This window comes from Streptosporangium oxazolinicum, from assembly GCF_039537505.1.
GTDB lineage: Bacteria > Actinomycetota > Actinomycetes > Streptosporangiales > Streptosporangiaceae > Streptosporangium > Streptosporangium oxazolinicum.
On record NZ_BAABAQ010000019.1, the window covers coordinates 25,725 to 45,174 of the forward strand.

20 protein-coding genes and 1 pseudogene are annotated in these 19,450 nt (G+C 68.9%); 11 read left to right on the top strand and 10 right to left on the bottom strand.

Annotated features, from left to right (window positions below):
- The first annotated feature begins 122 nt into the window (after positions 1 to 122).
- Positions 123 to 1,280 carry a zinc-dependent alcohol dehydrogenase family protein gene (locus ABD817_RS36220; protein WP_344922941.1) on the top strand — a complete coding sequence of 386 codons (1,158 nt, stop codon included), beginning with the start codon at positions 123 to 125 and terminating at the stop codon, positions 1,278 to 1,280.
- 37 nt (positions 1,281 to 1,317) lie between these two features.
- On the opposite strand, the gene ABD817_RS36225 is transcribed toward ABD817_RS36220, so the two are convergent.
- The 3 genes and pseudogenes from ABD817_RS36225 to ABD817_RS39700 form a co-directional block, all read right to left on the bottom strand.
- Positions 1,318 to 2,265: a GlxA family transcriptional regulator gene (locus tag ABD817_RS36225; protein ID WP_344922942.1), complete on the bottom strand. Its 948-nt coding sequence runs from the start codon at positions 2,263 to 2,265 to the stop codon at positions 1,318 to 1,320.
- Positions 2,266 to 2,742: 477 nt separating this feature from the next.
- A complete protein-coding gene (locus ABD817_RS36230) occupies positions 2,743 to 4,224 on the bottom strand; it encodes a cryptochrome/photolyase family protein (protein WP_344922943.1) in 1,482 nt (493 codons plus the stop codon).
- A 50-nt stretch (positions 4,225 to 4,274) separates the two neighbouring features.
- Positions 4,275 to 4,455, bottom strand: a pseudogene (locus tag ABD817_RS39700) (hypothetical protein); the annotation flags it as partial.
- 65 nt (positions 4,456 to 4,520) lie between these two features.
- On the opposite strand from ABD817_RS39700, the gene ABD817_RS36235 reads away from it, so the two are divergent.
- The gene (locus ABD817_RS36235) at positions 4,521 to 4,652 is read left to right on the top strand and encodes a hypothetical protein (RefSeq protein WP_344922944.1); all 132 of its coding nucleotides are present in this window, start codon (positions 4,521 to 4,523) and stop codon (positions 4,650 to 4,652) included.
- A gap of 449 nt (positions 4,653 to 5,101) precedes the next feature.
- Positions 5,102 to 5,686, top strand: coding sequence for a dihydrofolate reductase family protein (locus tag ABD817_RS36240; RefSeq protein ID WP_344922945.1), 585 nt, complete (start codon positions 5,102 to 5,104; stop codon positions 5,684 to 5,686).
- 170 nt (positions 5,687 to 5,856) lie between these two features.
- Here the strand turns inward: ABD817_RS36240 and ABD817_RS36245 are convergent, their stop codons facing one another.
- Together ABD817_RS36245 and ABD817_RS36250 are read right to left on the bottom strand one after the other, a co-directional pair.
- Positions 5,857 to 6,864 (bottom strand): RNA polymerase subunit sigma-70, encoded by a 1,008-nt coding sequence (locus ABD817_RS36245; protein WP_344922946.1) that lies wholly within the window; start codon positions 6,862 to 6,864, stop codon positions 5,857 to 5,859.
- Positions 6,800 to 7,501, bottom strand: coding sequence for an alpha/beta fold hydrolase (locus tag ABD817_RS36250; protein WP_344922947.1), 702 nt, complete (start codon positions 7,499 to 7,501; stop codon positions 6,800 to 6,802). Before ABD817_RS36250 ends, ABD817_RS36245 begins: the two co-directional genes overlap by 65 nt.
- 73 nt (positions 7,502 to 7,574) lie before the next feature.
- Here ABD817_RS36250 and ABD817_RS36255 point away from each other — a divergent pair, with 73 nt between their 5' ends.
- Together ABD817_RS36255 and ABD817_RS36260 are read left to right on the top strand one after the other, a co-directional pair.
- Complete coding sequence (locus tag ABD817_RS36255) at positions 7,575 to 8,417, top strand: alpha/beta fold hydrolase (RefSeq protein WP_344922948.1); 843 nt, start codon at positions 7,575 to 7,577, stop codon at positions 8,415 to 8,417.
- Positions 8,418 to 8,771: 354 nt separating this feature from the next.
- A complete protein-coding gene (locus ABD817_RS36260) occupies positions 8,772 to 9,458 on the top strand; it encodes a GOLPH3/VPS74 family protein (protein ID WP_344922949.1) in 687 nt (228 codons plus the stop codon).
- A gap of 213 nt (positions 9,459 to 9,671) precedes the next feature.
- On the opposite strand, the gene ABD817_RS36265 is transcribed toward ABD817_RS36260, so the two are convergent.
- The 3 genes from ABD817_RS36265 to ABD817_RS36270 all read right to left on the bottom strand — a co-directional run bounded on the left by ABD817_RS36265 (position 9,672) and on the right by ABD817_RS36270 (position 10,880).
- The gene (locus ABD817_RS36265) at positions 9,672 to 9,797 is read right to left on the bottom strand and encodes a hypothetical protein (protein WP_344922951.1); all 126 of its coding nucleotides are present in this window, start codon (positions 9,795 to 9,797) and stop codon (positions 9,672 to 9,674) included.
- Positions 9,798 to 9,908: 111 nt separating this feature from the next.
- On the bottom strand, positions 9,909 to 10,073 hold the full coding sequence (locus ABD817_RS39705; RefSeq protein WP_425583447.1) for a nuclear transport factor 2 family protein: 165 nt from the start codon (positions 10,071 to 10,073) through the stop codon (positions 9,909 to 9,911).
- A gap of 123 nt (positions 10,074 to 10,196) precedes the next feature.
- Positions 10,197 to 10,880: a DUF1345 domain-containing protein gene (locus tag ABD817_RS36270; RefSeq protein WP_344922952.1), complete on the bottom strand. Its 684-nt coding sequence runs from the start codon at positions 10,878 to 10,880 to the stop codon at positions 10,197 to 10,199.
- A 137-nt stretch (positions 10,881 to 11,017) separates the two neighbouring features.
- Here ABD817_RS36270 and ABD817_RS36275 point away from each other — a divergent pair, with 137 nt between their 5' ends.
- On the top strand, positions 11,018 to 11,581 hold the full coding sequence (locus tag ABD817_RS36275; protein WP_344922953.1) for a pentapeptide repeat-containing protein: 564 nt from the start codon (positions 11,018 to 11,020) through the stop codon (positions 11,579 to 11,581).
- Positions 11,582 to 11,703: 122 nt separating this feature from the next.
- On the opposite strand, the gene ABD817_RS36280 is transcribed toward ABD817_RS36275, so the two are convergent.
- On the bottom strand, positions 11,704 to 12,633 hold the full coding sequence (locus ABD817_RS36280; RefSeq protein ID WP_344923051.1) for an NADP-dependent oxidoreductase: 930 nt from the start codon (positions 12,631 to 12,633) through the stop codon (positions 11,704 to 11,706).
- A gap of 139 nt (positions 12,634 to 12,772) precedes the next feature.
- On the opposite strand from ABD817_RS36280, the gene ABD817_RS36285 reads away from it, so the two are divergent.
- On the top strand, positions 12,773 to 13,876 hold the full coding sequence (locus tag ABD817_RS36285) for a GlxA family transcriptional regulator (RefSeq protein ID WP_344922954.1): 1,104 nt from the start codon (positions 12,773 to 12,775) through the stop codon (positions 13,874 to 13,876).
- A 579-nt stretch (positions 13,877 to 14,455) separates the two neighbouring features.
- Positions 14,456 to 15,367: a LysR family transcriptional regulator gene (locus ABD817_RS36290; RefSeq protein ID WP_344922955.1), complete on the top strand. Its 912-nt coding sequence runs from the start codon at positions 14,456 to 14,458 to the stop codon at positions 15,365 to 15,367.
- Positions 15,368 to 15,557: 190 nt separating this feature from the next.
- On the opposite strand, the gene ABD817_RS36295 is transcribed toward ABD817_RS36290, so the two are convergent.
- Positions 15,558 to 16,424 carry an SDR family NAD(P)-dependent oxidoreductase gene (locus ABD817_RS36295; RefSeq protein WP_344922956.1) on the bottom strand — a complete coding sequence of 289 codons (867 nt, stop codon included), beginning with the start codon at positions 16,422 to 16,424 and terminating at the stop codon, positions 15,558 to 15,560.
- A gap of 676 nt (positions 16,425 to 17,100) precedes the next feature.
- Between ABD817_RS36295 and ABD817_RS36300 the strand changes: the two genes are divergently transcribed.
- From ABD817_RS36300 to ABD817_RS36310, 3 genes are read left to right on the top strand one after another with little or no spacing between them, the layout of a single operon-like run.
- Positions 17,101 to 17,361 (top strand): MbtH family protein, encoded by a 261-nt coding sequence (locus ABD817_RS36300; RefSeq protein ID WP_344922957.1) that lies wholly within the window; start codon positions 17,101 to 17,103, stop codon positions 17,359 to 17,361.
- Positions 17,362 to 17,388: 27 nt separating this feature from the next.
- On the top strand, positions 17,389 to 17,802 hold the full coding sequence (panD, locus tag ABD817_RS36305) for an aspartate 1-decarboxylase (RefSeq protein ID WP_344922958.1): 414 nt from the start codon (positions 17,389 to 17,391) through the stop codon (positions 17,800 to 17,802).
- A gap of 35 nt (positions 17,803 to 17,837) precedes the next feature.
- Positions 17,838 to 19,433 carry a (2,3-dihydroxybenzoyl)adenylate synthase gene (locus tag ABD817_RS36310; protein WP_344922959.1) on the top strand — a complete coding sequence of 532 codons (1,596 nt, stop codon included), beginning with the start codon at positions 17,838 to 17,840 and terminating at the stop codon, positions 19,431 to 19,433.
- The last annotated feature ends 17 nt before the right edge of the window (positions 19,434 to 19,450 follow it).

Below are 19,450 nucleotides of genomic sequence, written 5' to 3' on the forward strand. Positions count from 1 at the left end.
TCGCGGGAAACAGATCAGCATTCCGGTCAGCCTGCGGCCCCGCCCCTACGCGTGCAGGGCCGACTCTCAGGTTGACCAAGGAACTGATCCCGATCGGGGGCCCGAGCATCCGTGGAAGGAGCATGCCCGAGCACCGCGCGACAGGCGTGTCACTATCCTTGCGGATATTGGCATTGCCGCCACTGGGGTGTGTGGATCGTGCGCGCGACACTGAGAGAGAACCGCCCGTCCCGACGCGTCGCGCACCCAGAACCACGATGAGGAACACCGATATGACTGATCCGATGAAGGCCGTTGTGCTCGTCCGTTTCGGAGGGGTCGATGCTTTCGAGCTGCGCGACGTCTCCGTACCGCACGTCGAACCCCGCCAGGTACGGGTGCGCGTCCATGCGACCGCCGTCAACCCGCTCGACTATCAGATCCGTCGCGGAGACTACGCGGATCATGTGCCGCTCCCGGCGATCATCGGGTACGACATCTCCGGCGTGATCGAGGAAGTCGGATCCCACGTGACCGAGTTCCGCGCCGGCGATGCGGTGTACTACACGCCCCGGATCTTCGGCGGCCCCGGCTCCTACGCCGAGCAGCACGTCGCCGACGTCGACCTCGTCGGCCGGAAGCCGGAGAACCTCAGTCACCTGGAGGCGGCGAGCCTGACTCTCGTCGGTGGAACGGTCTGGGAGGCCCTGGTGACGCGAGCTCAGCTCACCGTGGGAGAGAAGATCCTCATCCATGGAGGCGCGGGTGGTGTCGGCACGATCGCGATCCAGATCGCGAAGGCGATCGGCGCACGAGTGATCACCACCGCGAGAGCCGGCGACCATGAGTTCGTGCGCTCTCTCGGAGCGGATGCGGCGATCGACTTCACTTCGACGGACTACGTCGATGCCGTGGCCGAGATGACGCGAGGCAAGGGGGTCGATGTCGTCTTCGACACGATCGGTGGCGACACGCTCACACGAAGCCCGCTGACGCTCGCCGACTTCGGACGCGTCGTCAGCATCGTCGACATCGCGCAGCCGCAGAACCTCATCGAGGCGTGGGGCAGGAACGCCGCCTATCACTTCGTCTTCACACGACAGAACCGAGGAAAGCTGGACGCGCTCACCACGCTGGTCGAGCGCGGTCTCGTGAAGCCGGTCATCGGCGCGACTCTTCCGCTCGCTCGAATGGGCGAGGCTCATGAACTCCTGGAGAACAGGCGGTCGTACGCACTCCGCGGCAAGGTCGCGATCGATGTGGCGGGCGAAACTGTTGAGCTTCCCCCTCGCATCTCGTAGCGGAACGCTCCAGGCGCTCGGGCGATGATCGCGGTGGTCAGCTCCGCCCGGAGAAGGTGGCGCGGTACTCCGAGGGGGACACATCCAGGAGCCGGCGGAAATGCAGCCGGAGGTTCGATCCGGTTCCCAGGCCGACCTGGTCCGCGATGCGGTCGACCGACAGCCTCGTGCTCTCCAGGAGTTCGCGGGCGGTGTCGACCCGCGCCCGGAGGATCCACTGCAGCGGGGTGCTGCCGGTCTCTTCGGTGAAGCGGCGCAGGAACGTGCGGGGCGACATCCGCGCGTGTGCGGCGAGTTCGGCGATCGTGAGCTGCTGGTCGAGCCGCGTCATGGCCCATTCGCGCGTCGCGGCGAGGGTTTCGCCATGGGCTGCCGAGCTGGTCTTCGGCAGGTACTGGGCCTGACCCCCGGTCCGGTAGGGCGCGGTGACGAGTCCTCGTGCGATCTCGTTCGCCGCGCCCACGCCGAGGTCGCGCCGAACGATGTGCAGGCACAGGTCGAGACCGGCGGCGGCCCCCGCCGAGGTGAGGATGGATCCCTCGTCGACGAAGAGCACGTTCGGCTCGACCGTGATCTGCGGATGCCGCTCCGCGAGCTTCTCCGCCGCGTCCCAGTGCGTCGTCGCCCGCAGGCCGTCGAGCAGGCCGGCATCCGCGAGGGCGAACGCGCCGTAGCAGATCGACGCGATGCGTGCCCCGCGGGATGCGGCGCTCCGGAGCGCTTCGCGCACCTCCACCGGTATCGGCCGACCCGCCGGAGCGTACCCCGGGACGACGATCGTGTCCGCGTCGGCCAGTGCGTCCAGGCCCCGCGGGACCGCGTAGCCGAACCCCCCGTGGGAGGGCACCGTTCCGGCGGTGACCCCGCAGGCCGACACCTCGTAGGGGAACCCCGACTCCGGATGGAACACCTCCGCCGGGATCCCGACGTCCAGCGGGAGCGCCCCGTCGAGTACGAGGACCACCACCTGATGCGGTCGCTGCATCACCCGGCTCCGATCTGGTCGACGCGTGCCGACCGCGTCACTATCCTCGCATGTATGCGCATTACCGCCATCCGTGCGCATCCGCCTCGGGGGGCTGCGGGTCGGCTACGCCATCGCGCGCCCGGAGGTGGTCATCTCGATCCGCAAGGCGACGCCACCCTTCGCGGTGACGGACCTCTCGCAGGCCGCCGCCGGCGCCTCGCTGGAGTCGCAGGCCGCGCTCGGCGAACGCGTCGAGGCGATCGTCCAGGGGCGTGTCGGTCAACCTGGGCATCGCGGCTGCCACCGACCGCGGGTTGGTCGTGCCCAACATCGTGGCCGCCCGTTGGGTGAGCCGGCTACGGCGCTCGGCGGAGTCCGCACGGGCTACGGCCCGGCGATACCGGGACTCACCGGCCGGCGGCACGACCAAAAAAAGGGGCCCGAGGATTGGGAGATCGTCGCGGTGCGCTACGTGGGCGACGGGCGGCGGCGGGGTCAGGGGGGCGCGTCGCCGCGGGCGGCCTCCTGGGCGCACACCTCGTCCAGGTCATCGAGCCGCCGCATGCCGTGCACGCCGCGGGCCGTGCGCGGGTTGGCGGCCAGCCACTCCTGGTTGCGGGCGAAGAACCACCAGTAGCCCGCGGTGAACGGGCAGGCGTCCTCGCCGGTCCGCCGGGAGGGCCGGTAGCGGCACGGCGCGCAGAAGTCGCTCATGTGGTTGATGTACGCGCCCCCGGCCGCGTACGGCTTGGTCGCCAGCATGCCACCGTCGGCGTGCTGCGACATGCCGATCACGTTGGGCACCATCACCCAGTCGTAGCCGTCGACGAAGCAGCGGTGGAACCAGTCGGTCAGCCGCGCGGGGTCATACCCCCGCTGGAGCGCGAAGTTCCCGAGCACCATCAGCCGGACGATGTGGTGGGTGAACCCGGTGTCACGCACCTGGGCGAGCGCCCACGACAGGCAGCGCGCCTCGACGGCGCCGGCGTCCAGCTCCTCGAACCAGGCGGGCGGTGCCTCGCGGGCCGACAGCCGGTTGAGGTCACGGTAATCCTCGCCGAAGTACCAGTACAGGTGCCAGATGTAGTCGCGCCAGCCGATGAGCTGGCGCACGTACCCCTCGACGCTCGCGAGCGGGGCGTGGCCCGCCCGGTAGGCGGCCTCGGCGGCCCGTACGCACGTCATGGGGTCGAGCAGCCCGAGGTTGATGGCGGGCGAGAGCATGCTGTGGGCCATGAACGGGTCGCCGGTGAGCATCGCGTCCTGGTGCGGGCCGAAGGCGGGCAGCCGGTGACCGACGAAGCGCCGCAGCGCGCTGCGGGCTTCCGCGGCGGTGGCGGGGAAGACGCGCGGGCCGTCGCGCCCGACGAAGGACACCTCCCCGTCGCGTTCCCACCGGTCGAGGTCGTGGCGCACCCGCTCGTCGATCTCGTCCTCCTCGGCCGTCCAGGGGCCGGGCACGTCCAGCCCTCCGGCGGGCGGCGGCTCACGGTTGTCCGCGTCGAGGTTCCACCGGCCGCCGGCGGGCTCGTCGCCGTCCATGAGCACGTCCAGGCGGCGCCGGGCGTCGCGGTAGAAGTCCTCCATGAGCAGCCGGTGGCCGTCCCTGCCCTTGGCCCAGGTGGCGAACTCCCGCGCGGTGCTGGTGAACCCGCGCGAGGGCAGGACGCTCACCTCGGCGCGGCCCCGGACGAACGCGTCGGCCGCGTGGCTGGTGGGCCCGCAGACGCTGACCCGGCCGCCGGCGCGGTCGAGCGCCTCGGCGAAGGTGTCGGTCCGCAGGAACAGCGCGCGCTCACCCAGCTCGGCCGCCCGGTGCCGCAGCGCCGAGAGCACCAGGTGCGCTTTTTGCCGGTGGTAGCGTCGCCGCCGCAGCACCGACCTGGCCTCGATGAGCAGCACCGGCTGGTCGTCGGAGTCGAGGAAGTGCTCCCCAAGCTGATCGGCGAAAAGCCATCGCCTGCCGTGTTCCCCCATACCGCCATCTTGGCGGCTCGGCGCACCGTTTCCCGCGCGCCTCGCTGGCCGAACCGTGTGCGCTGCAGCTCCTCGTAGCGGCCTCGCCCGGCTGGCAGAGCGGTGTGCGTGCCGCGCTTCCTCGATCATCACGATGAGGTCCGCAGCCCTGATGGTGGACAGCCGGTGCGCGATGACCAGGGCGGTCCGCCCGGCCAGCGCCTCCTGCGCCACCGCCGCGGAACTGGAGTCCTGCCTCGGGGGACAATCTCCGGGGAGCCCACGCCGCTCGACGGGACGCCCGCCACCGGGTGACCATGCCGATCAGCACAGAGCACATCCGCCGGTTCGGCGATCGGACCCTCAACCTCAACCCGCCCGATCAGGCACTCGCCACCCGGCTGGACCTGGAACCGCGTGTCCTGTTCGGAGCCTCACCCGCCCCCTGACGGCGGCGAAACGCACTCGCTCGACCCATCGGGGCCCGCTTTTGGCGAGACGGCGGTAACAGATGAGGGCTGCGGCGATGGCGACGAAGGACGCGAAGTGGTCTGCGCACGCCGGTGCCGAGCACGACCACATCCGGGGCGGTCACCGGGTGCCTCCCGTCGCGAGCGTGCTCTTCTGGGCCGGAGCGTTCCCGACATAGCGGGCCTTGGCCTGCAGCACCTCACTGGCCCTTCAGTTAGCAGGTGATCTCCAGCGCGGTGAGAGAGCTCGGCGCTGTAGCTGTGTGACCAGGCGTTTGCGAAGCCGGTGGGTGCTGCTCGAGCCCGCCGAGTACGCCGTGCCCAGCCCGGAAGGCGAGGAATATCCGCGGACGCGGATCGCGCACCGATTAGGTTTCCACGCCGCGCTCGTCTGTACGTGTGAGATCGACTCACGAGAGGCTGACACGATGCGGAAACTGATCTTCGCCATGAACGTGACCCTGGACGGCTACATCGCCGCGCCTGGCGACGACCTCGGCTGGAGTGGGGGGGAGGGACCGGACTCATCGTCGAGCGACGAGCTGTTCCAGTGGTGGTCCGACCGGGTGGACGCGACGGGCCTGGCGCTGTACGGGCGCAAGCTGTGGGAGGCGATGAGCTCCGCCTGGCCGACCGCCGACAAGCAGCCGGGTGCCACACCGGCGGTGATCGAGTTCGCCCGCCGCTGGCGGGACATGCCGAAGGTGGTGTTCTCCTCTACGACCAGCACGGTCGACTGGAACACCCGTCTGGTCACCGGCGACGCGGTTACCGAGATCACCAGGCTCAAGGCCGACGACGGCGGCCCCATGGATATCGTCGGCGCCACACTCGCCGCGGCGGCCATGCGGGCCGGGCTGATCGACGAGTACGCGATCGTCACCTATCCGGTCCTGGTGGGCGGCGGCACGCCGTTCTTCACGGCCCTGGACAACTGGGTATACCTGAACCTGGTCGAGACGCGAACGTTTCCCGGCGGCGTGGTGCTGACCCGATACGAGACGAGGCGATGAGCACGGGCCGAATGCTCGGTGCGTGGCTCACCGTGACCCTCGGCGATGAGGGAACCTTTTCCCGGCCCTTCCTCGCGTTCCGAGTGAGCTGTCGACCGGCTCGCTGAAGATGAGGACGCCGGTGGCGCCTGCCCGTGCGCTGGACTCGTCGACGATGGGGACGTGTCTGATCACAGCGTCGCGGGCAGGCTCAGCCACGGTTTGTCGCTGGCGTCGAATCCGGTGAGCTCGGCGATCTTCCCGTCGACGATGCGCAGGACCGCGATGGTGAACAAACGGTATTCCGGGTCGTCGGGGGTGCGGAGGTACAGCGCGGCGGCAGGCATGCGGTTGACCGTCGTGGCGATGCAGCGCCAGTCGTCGTAGCCGCGCTGGAAGAGCCCACCGGAGACCCAGCCGTCCACCGCCTCCTTGGCCGTGACGACCAAGGTGCCCGGATCGGGCAGCATCGTGAAGCGCAGGTCGTCGCGCAGCAGGGCCATCAGCCCGTCGAGGTCGTTGCGCTCATGGGCGTCCATATACGACTTCACCACGCCGCGCTCGTCATCCGACAGCTCGTGCGTGGCAGGGCTCCGCCAGTCAAGGCGTCGGTCGGGCAGCTGCTCGCGCATCGTCACGCGCGCCCGCTGCAGCGCGCTGGTCACCGACGCGACGGTCAGCTCAAGGGCGTTGGCGGCCTCCGACGCCGGCCAGCCGAGGACGTCGCGCAAGATGAACACAGCCCGCTGCCGCGGCGGCAGATGCTGCACGGCGACGATGAACGCCAGCTCGATCGTCTCCCGCGCCACCACCGATTCCTGCGGATCCTCCGGGAGCATCCGGTCCGGGTAGGGCTGCAGGTAGTGCACTTCCGAGCCCGCGCCGGGCAGCTCGGCAGGCACGGGTGTGCGGTCGTTGCGCTTCTTCAGGAAGTCGAGGCAGGCGTTCGTCGTGATCCGGTACAGCCAGGTCCGCAGCGCAGCGTGGCCCTTGAACGACTCCCGCTTGTTCCACGCCCGCAGGTACGTCTCCTGCGTCATGTCCTGGGCGTCCTCGTAGTTCGCGAGCATCCGGTAGCAGTGCACCTGCAGCTCACGCCGGTAGCGCTCCGTGATGAGCGCGAACTGTGCCGCGTCATTTGAGCGGGCCGCCGCGATGAACGCGGCCTCGTCGTCGCCTGGCAGTCTGGCGTCGGTCATGGTCGTCAATCCTTCCACGGGTGCGAGGGGCTGCCAGAACTGACGACGTGGCGGAGGATTTCTGAGCGGTGAAGCCGCCGACACCGGGCCGTTCGCCAGGCCGGATGGGTCGGGTCGATCCAGGGGCCGTGCTCGGGCCGGGCACACCCTCGATGTCGAGGTGGGGTCCTGGCGGCCCAGCAGACGCAGCAGGCCGAACACGATGTCGCTGGAGGACCCGGTATCGGTGATGATCGCCTCCGGCGCCACGCAGCTGACGGGAGGTGTAGGCCGTGGCCACCATTCCGCCCTGCGAGTGGCCCACGACCAAGGGAGGCTGTTCGAGCCCCAGGGCGCCCAGGAGCGCGTGCACGTCGCCGGCCATGGTCAGCGGGTCGTACGGCGTCGCGTGCGGAGACTCGCCATGGCCACGTAGATCGACGCGCAAGGTGCGGAAGCGCTCGGCGAGCGGCACCAGGTCCCAGAGGTGGCGGTCCTCGGTCATTCCGTGGATGGCCACGAGAAGCGGCCCGGAGCCGTCGACGTCGTAGGCGAGGGAAACGGTCTCGGTCACCCGTTCGACGGTGCACCGCGTCATACGTCGCACATGGACGGTCAGAACAAGCGTTTGACCCTGTTCTGACAACACGGTCTTCACTCAAGGGGAATGCGTCTCACCCCTCGATGAACCCACCCGATGCCGGACGACCACATCTGACAAGACGGGAATCATGATGATCGACGGTTTCACCAGCGATTTCGCCGAGGTCAACGGCACCCGGCTGCACTACGTCTCCGGCGGCCGGGGTGAGCCCCTGATCCTGCTGCCTGGATGGCCCCGGACCTGGTACCAGTTCCACAAGATCATGCCGTCGCTGGCGGAGAAGTACCGGGTGATCGCCGTTGACCTGCGCGGCATGGGCCGGTCCGACAAGCCCGCCGACGGGTACGACAAGAAGACCATGGCCCGTGACGTCCACGAGCTCGTCCGGACGCTCGGCCACAACCAGGTTCACGTCGCGGGCGAGGACATCGGATCCATGGTGGCCTTCAGCTTCGCCGCGAACCATCCGGAGGCGACCCGCAAGCTCGCCCTGTGGGAGACCGGCCATCCCACCGAAGTCTTCAACGAGATCCGCATGCTGGCCCAGCCGGGACAGCCGGCACCGTGGTGGTGGGCGTTCAACCAGGTCGACGGACTGCCCGAACAGCTGCTCCGGGGCCGATTCCGGTTCATCATCGACTGGTTGATCGACTACCAGGCCACGAATCCCGAGGCGTTCAGCGATCAAGCGCGAGCGACGTACGCCGCCGCCTACGACACGCCCGACGCGATCCGCGCCGGCAACGGGTGGTACAAGTCCTTTCAGCAGGACATCGCCGACAGCGGGGAATACCCGCCGCTGACGATGCCGGTGCTCGCGATGGGCGGGATCTACTTCCCGTACGTGGTCGCGCAATTGGACGGCAAGGCCAAGGACGTACGTTTCCTCGAACTCAAGGGAGCCGGACACTACCTGGCCGAGGAACGACCCGATGACATCGTGCGCGCATTGACCGACTTCTTGGGGTGACCGGCCATCCGCCTCTTGGGTGTGTCCCCAAGGACACGGTGTCGCATTGGTGCGATCAATGACGACGAGGCAAGAGACCGGATCTGCTGAGAAGGCGCCGCGCCGCGGTGGGGGGCACACTCGCTCTGATCGGTGCTCTGGCCGCGGCGCCGACGGCTCTGGCGGCTCTGGCGGCTCTGGTGGAGGGATCGGTGGCGCTCCCGCGTCGGCCCGCGGTGGCCGGCCAGGTGCGAGTTTCAACGGCTCCTTCTTCAGATGGACACGCCTGCGCTGAAGGTCCAACTCAGAACAGGGTCAACCGGAGAGCGGGACTCGGCTGGACTGTGTGGTGACCACAGCCTTTCTACTGGAGTCATGTCGATCTCCCAGCAAAACGGTCCGCTGCCGGCGTCGAAGCCCCTGTCGCTGCCGCAGCGGCTCTTCCTTCTGAGCCTGCGGCCGGGGAAGGCGAAGCTCGACGACGACAGCGCCGCGGTCCGCGGGTCGCTGCTGTCCGCCGCCGCGCTCGCCGAACTGTGCATCACCGGCCTCCTGCGCGACAACGACGGCAAGGCCGAACGAACGAACGCCGCGGTGACGGCCCCGCTCGATCCGTTCCTCGCCCAGGTGCTCGACGACGTCCCGGCGGATCGTCCACGCCGCTGGTTCGACGTACTGGAGAAGCGATGGTTCGAGGCCGAGGAGGTCGTCCGTGACCAGCTCGTCGCCGCCGGAGTCATCGCGATCGAGCATCGCCGGATCCTCGGTCCCATCGGGACGAAACGGTTCCACGTCACCGATCCCGCGACGGCGGAGACTCTCCGCGCCCGGGTGCGCGACGCGGTGCGACAGGAGCCCGGTCCCGAGCCGGTGGCCATCGGCGACGCCGTGCTGGCCGTGCTCGCGGTCGACGGAAACGTGAGCACCGTCTTCGGGTGGGCGGATCTGAGAGGCCACAAGCCCGCGGTACGCGCGCTGACCGCCCGGATCGACGGTGACCTGCCGGGCCTGCGCTCGGCCCTGTCCGGATCGCTCGCCCTGCGGCGAACTCCCTCTTCGTGAGCCACGCCTCGCGCTCGGCGGCCCGATCGGTGCGGGCGTCCCACAGGGCCGCCGGGAGCCGATGCCGAGCATGAGGCGTTCCAGGTGATTCACGGCATCGGGCTTCCCCAGTTCAGCCTGGAAGCGAGCCGCGGAGCCCGGTCCCGTGGTGGACGCGATTCGCCGTCCCGGCTCCTGCCGGCTGGTTTCGCCGATCCTTTGGTGCGAGCCCCTTCATTTTTGCCCGGGGAGGACGCTGGGCATGGGGTGCGGTATCGCGGTGTCTTCGACCTCCTCCATGTGGAACCGCGTCTGGACGATCTCGTCCTCGTGCACCTTGATGATGATCACGCCGCGCATGTCGGCCGCACCCGGCCGGAGGTAATGGAACTCACCCCAGAACTCATCCGCCGACTCGACGAACTCGGCCGCCGCGATCTGGATCTCCGGGAACTTCGCGAAGATGAACTCTCAATTCTCGCGGACGTTTTCGGGGCCGTTGAAAGAACGGGCCGGATGCGCGGGCCACGCGCTGGTGTAGTCGTGCGCGAAAGTGGCGGTGAGCGCGTCAAGGTCGTGCGCGTTGATGGCTTCGATCAGTCTGTTGACGACAGGGAATCTCGTAACCGATACCACGATCGTGCGCTGACGGGGGTTCGCGCGAACGCTATCGCCTTGATCACGCTCATGAGCGTGCGCCCAAGGCGACCCTCGGTGACCAGCCGCTCCGCCCCAGCGGCATCGGAGGGGGACAGGCGGTCATGGCCTTGCGACGTACGAGCTCAGGGAAGTGACCGTCACGGCGAGCACCAGGGTGTTGAACATGAATGCCATGACGCCGTGCGCCAGGACCTGGCGGCGCATCCGGCTCTGCGTGACGTTGACGTCCGTCGTGCCGAAGGTGGTGCCGACCGCGACCGAGAAGTACAGGAAATCGACGGTTTTTGGCTCCTCGTCCCCGGGGAAGTCCAGGCCGCCGCGCTCGGCGTACATCCGGAGGTAGCTCATGCCGAAGCCGGCCTGCAGCACCAGCCAGCAGGTGAGCACCGCGACGGCACATACGGCGAGCACCACCGGCAGCGGCGCGCCGAACTGCCGGGCCTGCGGGATCGCGACGACGGTGGCCACCAACGCGGTCGCCGCGGCCGCCTGCGAGAACTGTTCCGGCGCGGCGACCAGCAGACGGTCGGTCACGCTCCGACGGCGCTTGGTCAGGACGATCGCCTGCGATTCGCTCGGCGTGCGGCCGCGGAAGGCCAGCCAGGTAAGAACCAGATACGTCGCGGCGTAGAAATCCCAGGCGGCCAGCCATCTCACCACCACCTCGCCGGGGACGAGCAGGCCGAATACGATCGCCGGCGCGGACAGGAGCTGTCGTGACGACTCGCGGGTCCACCAGTGCATCGTTCGCGTCCCCCGGTTGAGCTTCAGGAATCCGTTCACACGGCCGCCCAGCCTTCGCCGCGTGTCCACGCGGATCAGTGAATACCGTGTTCCTACAACACGGTCAAATCGCCCATGCCCGGATCCGCCGAGTCCGACGCCGAGCCGCGTGTCCCACCGGCCGTTGTCTTGGCTGTGTGCAGCGCCTGGCCGCCGACTCCCCCCGCGACAGGAACACCATCCGCGAAGTCCTGTCCGCCTACGTCCGCAACCACGACCTCTGCACACCCGACCCTGGCACCAAACCCCCCGGCCAATGCACAACCACCGGTATCAAGCGCGCCCAACAACCCCACATATCCCCGTCTACCGACACGATCGCCGCACTGACTGTGGCGCTCCTGCTGAGAGACGGCTCACCTGACAAGCCCCAGCTCGTGAATTTCCGGGGCGTCCGCTTCCCTCGTGCCGACCTCGCTGGTCTGTCCCTGGACGGCGTGAACCTGAGCGGTACCGACCTATGGGGCGCGGACCTCAGCCATGCCGACCTGGACAGCGCCGACCTGAATGGGGCGGACCTGCGCGGCGCAATCCTGGGCGAGGCGACCCTGATAGATGCAACCCTGAGTAGCGCGAACTTCAGCGACACAGACCTGAGCAAGGCGTACCTGCTCGACGGGGACATGTTCGACCTGTCAACCGGGATCGTTGAAAAGATGGTCAGGCAAGAGGCGATCGTCAACGAGAACACCAAGTTCTAGAACCTGGCACCCCCGACCATCTCGTCTTCTTCGAGCTCCCTGCCGTCTTGAGGCGTGGGCGCGGACCGTCGGAGCACGCTCGGCACGGGACACGTCCACCGCCTGCGCCGGAGCCATCCGCCTCAGCGCACGGTGATGACCAGCTTGCCCGTGGTGCGGCCCGTCTCCCCCAGAACGTGGGCCCGGGCGCCTTCGGCGAGGGGGAAGGTGGCGGAGACGTGGGCGCGGAGCCTGCCCCGGTCGACGAGGTCGGCGATGGCACGCATCCCGGCCTGGTCGTGCTCAACGATCAGGGTGACGGCGCGGACCTGTGCCTTCTCGGCCGCGGCTCGGGTGTCCTCGGCGCCCGGCACCAGGGAGATGAGGACGCCGCCAGGGTGGAGCACGTCCACGGAACGGGTGGCGGTCTCCCCGCCGAGGGCGTCGAGGACGACGTCGTAGCGCTCCTCGGTGTCGGTGAAGTCCTCGGAGCGGTGGTCGATGCAGGCATCCGCGCCGAGCTCGCGCAGGAAAGCATGCTTGGGGGCGCTCGCCGTCCCGGTGACATGAGCCCGGCGTTCCTTGGCGATCTGTACGGCGAGGTGACCGACACCGCCTGCCGCGGCGTGGATCAGCACCCGCTGCCCGGCCCGTAAGCCCGCGGTCTCGACGAGGGCCTGCCAGGCGGTGAGCGCGGCCAGCGGCAGAGCGGCCGCCTGGATGTGGTCGATCCCGGTGGGCTTGGCGACGAAGGCGCGGGTGGGACCGGTCACGTACTCGGCGTGGGAGCCGGCCCCATACGGGTAGGGCAGCATGCCGAACACCTCGTCACCGGGCTGGAAGAGGGTGACGCCCAGGCCAGTCTCCACCACGGTGCCGGAGACGTCCCAACCGAGGATCAGCGGCGGGGGTGGCAGGAAAATACTCAGGGCGCGATGCTTGAAGTCCGTGGGGTTGAGTCCGGCCGCGTGCACGGCGACGAGGATCTCCCCGGGGCCGGGCGCGGGCCGCGGAAGTTCGGTCAACCGCAGAACCTCAGGGCCGCCGAGGGCCGTCTGGTGCAGGGCGAGCATCACAGGGGCGCTGTGCGGGGCAGCGGGGCCCGGGGAGCCGAGATTGTCAGGGGTGTCCGTCGGAGTCATGCCTCGATCCTGGCTCTACGGTCCAGCCCGGGGCGATGGCAAGAAGGTCAGCCTCCGATACATTCTTGCCATGTCCATCGACCCTGCCGCCCACCGCGTTCCCCGTGCCCTCCCCGCGTCCGCCGCGCCCGCTCGGGCCCGTGACCTCGCTGATCGCGCGGCCGAACTGGACCCGGCCCCGCGGCACGGCGCGCACAAGGTCGTCGTCCTTGCCCTCGACGGCGTCTACCCCTTCGAACTCGGCATCCCGCACCGGGTTCTGGGATCCGCCGATGGCCGCTACGAGGTGCTGTCCGCGAGCGTGGACGGGCAACCCGTACGTACCGACGCGGACCTGACCGTCACCCCCGGGCACGGTCCCGAGGTGCTGGCCGAGGCGGACACCGTGATCATCCCTCCGTACGGGATCTCGCCGGCCTCGGTCGCCGCCCCGGACCCGCAGGCCCTGGCCGCCCTGTCCCGTGTCCGCCCCGGCACCCGCCTGGTGTCCATCTGCACCGGTGCTTTCCTGCTGGCCGCCGCCGGTCTCCTGGACGGACGCCGAGCCACCACCCACTGGGAGCTCACCGACATCTTCCAGGAACTGTTCCCCCGGGTCGAGCTGGATGCCGGCGTGCTCTTCGTCGACCACGGTGACGTACTGACCTCCGCGGGGGCGGCGAGTGGTGTCGACGTCTGCCTGCACCTGGTGCGCCAGGACCACGGCAGCGAGGTCGCCAACCAGGTCGCCCGCCGCTGCGTCGTGCCGCCGTACCGGGACGGCGGGCAGGCGCAGTACATCGAGCGGCCGCTGCCGCCGGCGAGCGAAACCGGCACAGGACCGACCCGCGACTGGGCGCTGCAGCGGCTGGAACTGACGCTTTCGCTGGAGGAGTTGGCCGCGCACGCGGCGATGAGCACCCGCACCTTCGCCCGACGCTTCCGGCAGGAGACCGGTCTGAGCCCCGGCCGCTGGCTGACCCAGCAGCGGCTGAGGCGGGCGCGGCACCTGTTGGAGTCCAGCGACCTGCCGGTGGAACGGGTCGCCCACGAGGTCGGCTTCGCCACCGCCACCTCGCTGCGGCGGCACCTGGCAGCGGAGACGGGGGTCGCCCCATTGGCGTACCGGCGCACCTTCCGCGTCTCGGATCCGGCCGCGGGCGACGTCAGGGAAGCATCAGGACCTGGGCGCTGAGAGGTCGTTCTCACGCGAGAGCGGGCCTGCCCTGCTGCTGAGACGTGCATTGCGCGAGATGCGGCACTGTGACGGACTCAGGACCCCTCGCTGAGCGACTCGGAGACATCGAGCGCCACTCTGCCTCCGCTGCGGCGTCCAGCCGGGATCGCCGCCGTTCGCGCGGCGGTGCGATTGCCGCCACGTACCACACCGTCCGGCTCGCAAAGTCGCCGCGGGTGCCGGTATCGGCGCTCCGCAGGCCCGGACCAGCTCAGGACGGGTTTGGCGGCTCATCGCAGAGTTCTTAACGGCACCCCAACCCCCGCAGCCCCAACGATCAACCGTCAGCCACGCGGCCCCTTTCCGGCGTATTCCGGCCGCCCGTATTCCGGCCGCCCCCTGGAGGGCGTCCGAGGCCGCCGGGACAGGGACGGGATGACAACCAGGGCGCGTACCTGCAGATCTCGCCCGAGCGGGAGCTGATCGCCTGACCTCATCCCGCAGATGACACTTTGTCGCTCCTCCCCCGGTCCAGTGGCCCCCACGCGAGGGGGGCATGCCTTCCAGGCCTCGCCGCTGTCTGGCAAGCTGGGGTGAATGGACTCGGGAATCGAGCTGAGACACTTCCGATACGTTCTGGCCGTCGCCGAGGAGGGCACCTTCACCGCGGCCGCGGCACGTTTGGGCATGACCCAACCGGCGCTCTCGCGCGCCATCCGGGCCCTCGAGCAGGTCATGGGCACGGCCTTGTTCGAGCGGGGGCATCACGGGGCGACGCTGACAGAGGCCGGCAAGACCTTCCGGGACGACGCCCGCGCTGTGGACGCACTCGCCCGCAAGGCGCTCAACCGCACCGGCCAGCGAAGCAACGGTCCCCGTCATCTGCGCATCACGGCGCGCGGTTGTGACGTCGGCACCCTGGAGACCCTCGTCGCGTCCTACAACTCCACTCGCGGCGATCACGCGCCGGCTCGCGGGGCGATCGTGGGATTGCAGACACGCGTCGAGGAGGTCCACGCCGGCGAGGCCGACGCGACCCTGATGCGCTCCCCCGACGACCTCTCCGGGCTCGACAGCGATGTGGTGCGCACCGATCCGCGTGTCGCCCTACTGCCGAACGCCCATCCACTCGCGACACGGCGGATGATCAAGCGCGCGGACCTCGTCGACGAGACGTTCACGCTGTGGTCGGGGCACACCCCGGAACAGATCGCCTACTGGACGGCGACGGACCTGGCACGACACGGCTGGAGGCCGGGCCCGACCGTGTCGGACGCGGCCCAGTTCGGCGCCTGCATCCGGCTGGGGGAAAGCGTCGGATTCATAGCGGCCGATCTGCTGCCGGAGATGGTGCTGACCGGGATCAGCGTCGTCCCGGTCGCCGACATCTCGGTCAGTGAGTTGCGCATCGCCTGGCCAAGGTCCGCGACCTCACGCGACATCGCACACTTCGTCCGGCACGCGACCAGCACAGCCGAGGATTGCCCTCCGCTCTCCCGGATCACTTAGAACGATTTCACAGGATCGCGATGACGGCCTTGATCGCCTCGGCCATCAGCGCGTCGTCCGAGGACGCGTCGGCACACCGCGGTCCGGCCGGAGGCGATGACGAGAGGGCGGCCGACGGCAAGCCTGGCGGCGCGCCCCACCACGTCGCTCCGGTCGACCTCCACGACGGTCGTCTCGGCTCACCCCCGGCTCATGGACGCTCGGCCTCGGCGAGCACGCGACGGGTCAGCGTGCGGACGGATGCCGAGATCTCCGGACTCAGGTACTTCAAAAGATCCTGCGACGGAGCGCCATCCGGACCGACAATCAGGCCGGCCGCGTCGTCGAAGGCCGGATTGATGGCGGCGGCGACGATCGGCCCCGCGCTCTCCGGCGCCGGCCGCATTCCCGCTTGGATCGCGTCCCACAGGTGCCGCACCGCGGGCGGGAGAATCTGCGGGGTCATCGCCGCCGCGTTCGGCGTCGCGGCTGCGGCCGGACCGAGCGGATCCACGGAGAGCACCGTGATCCCGCTTCCCTTCAGCTCCTCGGCCAGGTCCTGACTGTGTGCGAGCCGGGCAAGCTTGGCCCGGCCGCACGCCGCCATGCCGTAATAATCCCCGGCCTGCTCGATCTCTTCGTAGTCCAGCGGCCCATCGACCTCCGCGACCGTGATCGACGACGACGTGACCTCGACGATCCGGCTGGGCGCACCCGCCCGCAACACACCGAGAAGTTCCCGGGTCAGAACGACCGGAGCGAGATGGTTGACGGCCAAGCTCGCCTCGATCCCGTCGACCGTCTCCCACCGTGTCGACCACATGCCACCGACATTGTTCACCAGCAGGTGCAGCGGGCCTTCCTGCGCAAGGCGTGCGCCCAGCTCCCGCGTCTGCCGCAACGAGGAAAGGTCGGCCTGGAGGAACCGGGTGCCCTCCCCGATCAGGCGGGCCGCCTCTTGGCCACGGCCGACGTCCCGGCCGACCACAGTCACGGCGAAGCCGAATTCTGCCAGCTGGCTCGCCACGTAGAAGCCGATGCCTCCCGTGCCGCCGGTGACTACCGCTTTCCTAACCACAATTCTCCTCCGATCCTGGTAACAGCTCCCATCACAATGTGTGGTCTCGTCGGCGTCCAATGCCTGCACAGGGTGGGCCCATGCCCTCACGACATCGGGGCCGGACAGCCAGCCGCCCGGTGGAGCCGTCGATGAGATCGATCAGCAGGGTGAGCTCCTCCCCCGCCTCCGGCAGGGCCGGGACCGTCTTCCATGCGGGCCCGCGCGTATGGCGGTCCTTGCGCGGTCGATGTGGTGGGGGTAGGAGCGGCGCCGTCGGACTGCTTGTCCTACGACATGAGTACGTCCGGTTTCGGCAGGTGCGGCAGGTGGGTGGTGGTGTATTCGGTTGCGCGCGAGGTGGGGGGAACACTGCGCGGGTCATTGGCCGATGCGGGTAGTGGGGGGGCGGGGAGGTGCGGCGGCTCGGAAGCACATCTTGTCCGGTGGGCGGTGAGCTTCGTCTCACTCCTGCCCGGAGGCACGTGCCGGGGGGCGGTGCAAGAGCAGCTCCATGGCCGATTTTACGTATCCGTAACCGGCCGGACACAGGGGGGCGCAGGGCTTGACGATGAGGCAAGTGCGATCCCAAGATAGGCAAGGCTTACCTAAATAAGACAAGTGACAACGCTTCGGTCTTGTCGCTGCACTCCGCGCTGCCATTGAACTCCGCACAGTAAGTACATGGGGAGGAACCATGCCTCAAAACCCCTTTGACGATGACAGCGGCAGTTTCTACGCCCTCGTGAACCATGAGGAGCAGTACTCCCTCTGGCCGACCTTCAAGCCGGTGCCCGGTGGCTGGACGATCGTCTTCGGCGCTCCCGACGGGGCTCCCCGTCAGGAGGTCCTCGCCTGGATCGACAGGACCTGGACCGACCTTCGTCCCAAGTCCCTTCGAGACTTCATCGCCGAGCAAGAGGGCGTGTCTCAGAACGTGGCTCACACCGGCAACTGACCGACTTCTCGTTCCAGGGAGAACATCATGTTCCGTACCGTCCTCGGCGGAAAGATCCACCGCGCCACCGTCACCCAGGCCGATCTGCATTACGTGGGCTCGATCACGATCGATGAAGATCTGGTCCGGGCCGCGGGTCTCGTCGAAGGTGAGAAGGTCCAGGTCGTCGACATCACGAACGGCGCCCGTATCGAGACCTACGTCATCACCGGGACCGCCGGAGGGGGGCAGATCTGCATCAACGGCGCCGCGGCGCACCTGGTGAAGCCCGGCGACCTGGTGATCATCATGTCCTATCTGCTCGCCGAGGAGAGCGAGCTGATCACTCACGAGCCGCGCGTCGTGCACGTCGACGCCGACAACCGGATCGTCAAGCTGGGACACGACCCCGCGGAACCGGTGCCCGGCGCGGTCGACCAGGTCTCGTCGCGGGGGCTTTGATGGCCGTTCTCGGGCCACTCCCCCTCGATGGTTTCGTGCCCTACCCCGCCGAGACCGCCGCCCGCTATCGCGACGCGGGGTACTGGATCGACCAGACGCTTCCGGAGCCGTTGTTCGCCACCGTCGCGCGAGTCCCCGGAAAGGTGGCGATCGTCGCGGGTGAGACCAGCCTCACCTACGCGGAGCTCGGCGACCGGATCCTCCGGATCGCCGCGGGCCTGCGCCACCTCGGCGTCGGCCGCGGCGACCGGGCTGTCGTGCACCTGCCGAACATCCCCGAGTTCATCGCGTTCGTCTACGCGTTCTGGGAGATCGGCGCCATCCCCGTCTTCGCACCGGCGGCGCACCGGCGTACGGAGATCGAGCACTTCGTCGAGGTGACCGAGGCCCGCGTCTACGTCACCGTCGCGAAGCACGACGGCGCCGATCTGGCCGCGTTGGCGGCGGAGCTGAAAGCGACGTGGCCCAGCCTGGAGCACACCGTGGTGCTCGATGCCGACGGCGGCGGCGCCGACCTCGACCGCTTGCTGGCGCACGATCCGCTGCCCCACGAGCGGCGGTCCCTGCCGGGCGACGTCGCCCTGCTGCAACTGTCCGGCGGCACGACGGGGCGGCCCAAGCTGATCCCGCACACCAGCGAGACCTACCTTCATTCGGTACGGGCGAGCATCCCGCTCTGCGGCATCACCGAAGCCTCCGTGCAGCTGACCGCGGTGCCGATCTGCCACAGCATGTCGGTGCGGTCCCCGGGTTTCCTGAGCGTTCTCAGCGTCGGCGGAACCGTGGTGCTGGCCCACGACGGCAGCCCCGACACCGTGTTCCCGCTCATCCAGCGGCACCGGGTCACCCAGTCGTCGATCGTCCCGCCGCTCCTCCTGGCCTGGCTGAACTCCTCGCTCAAGGACCGCTACGACCTGTCGAGCCTGGAGAGTCTGCACGTCGGCGGGGCGAGACTCAGCATCGAGGCGGCACGGCGAGTGCGGCCCGAGCTCGACGTCATCCTGCAACAGGGCTTCGGCATGGCCGAGGGGCTGGTCAACTACAACCGGTTCGACGTCGACGAGGAGACGAGCGTGCGGTGCCAGGGCCGCCCCATCTCACCGGGCGACGAACTGCTCATCGTGGACGACAACGGGCAGCCGGTGCCGCCCGGCGTGCCGGGGCATCTGCTGACCCGCGGTCCCTCCACCATCCGTGGTTACTTCCGCAATCCCGAGGAGAACGCCCGCAGCTTCACCCCCGACGGCTTCTACCGCACGGGCGACATCATCGAGCGTGGCGAGAACGGCTATCTGGCCGTGGTGGGACGGTCGAAGGACCAGATCAACCGGGGTGGGGAGAAGGTCGCGCCCGAAGAGGTGGAGAACCTCATCCTCGGGCACGAAGGAGTACACGACGTGTCCGTCATCGGGATCCCCGACGCCATCCTGGGCGAACGCGTCAAGGCGTTCGTGATCCCCCGGGCGGAGGCCGACCCGGCCACGCTGAAACTGCCCTCCATCCGGAAGTTCCTCCGCGACCAGGGCCTCGCCTCGTACAAGCTGCCGGACGCGCTGGAGGTCGTCGCCGAGTTCCCGCAGACGGCGGTCGGCAAAGTGAGCAAGCGGCTGCAACGAGTTCGACAGAACTGAAGTTCGCCAGAACTGAG

Coding starts and splice junctions, on each gene's coding strand:
- ABD817_RS36220 (WP_344922941.1), top strand. CDS start 123: ATGCCCGAGCACCGCGCGACAGGCGTGTCACTATCCTTGCGGATATTG.
- ABD817_RS36225 (WP_344922942.1), bottom strand. CDS start 2,265: ATGCAGCGACCGCATCAGGTGGTGGTCCTCGTACTCGACGGGGCGCTC.
- ABD817_RS36230 (WP_344922943.1), bottom strand. CDS start 4,224: ATGGGGGAACACGGCAGGCGATGGCTTTTCGCCGATCAGCTTGGGGAG.
- ABD817_RS36235 (WP_344922944.1), top strand. CDS start 4,521: ATGCCGATCAGCACAGAGCACATCCGCCGGTTCGGCGATCGGACCCTC.
- ABD817_RS36240 (WP_344922945.1), top strand. CDS start 5,102: ATGCGGAAACTGATCTTCGCCATGAACGTGACCCTGGACGGCTACATC.
- ABD817_RS36245 (WP_344922946.1), bottom strand. CDS start 6,864: ATGACCGACGCCAGACTGCCAGGCGACGACGAGGCCGCGTTCATCGCG.
- ABD817_RS36255 (WP_344922948.1), top strand. CDS start 7,575: ATGATGATCGACGGTTTCACCAGCGATTTCGCCGAGGTCAACGGCACC.
- ABD817_RS36260 (WP_344922949.1), top strand. CDS start 8,772: ATGTCGATCTCCCAGCAAAACGGTCCGCTGCCGGCGTCGAAGCCCCTG.
- ABD817_RS36265 (WP_344922951.1), bottom strand. CDS start 9,797: ATGCGCGGCGTGATCATCATCAAGGTGCACGAGGACGAGATCGTCCAG.
- ABD817_RS36280 (WP_344923051.1), bottom strand. CDS start 12,633: ATGCTCGCCCTGCACCAGACGGCCCTCGGCGGCCCTGAGGTTCTGCGG.
- ABD817_RS36285 (WP_344922954.1), top strand. CDS start 12,773: ATGTCCATCGACCCTGCCGCCCACCGCGTTCCCCGTGCCCTCCCCGCG.
- ABD817_RS36290 (WP_344922955.1), top strand. CDS start 14,456: ATGGACTCGGGAATCGAGCTGAGACACTTCCGATACGTTCTGGCCGTC.
- ABD817_RS36300 (WP_344922957.1), top strand. CDS start 17,101: ATGCCTCAAAACCCCTTTGACGATGACAGCGGCAGTTTCTACGCCCTC.
- panD (WP_344922958.1), top strand. CDS start 17,389: ATGTTCCGTACCGTCCTCGGCGGAAAGATCCACCGCGCCACCGTCACC.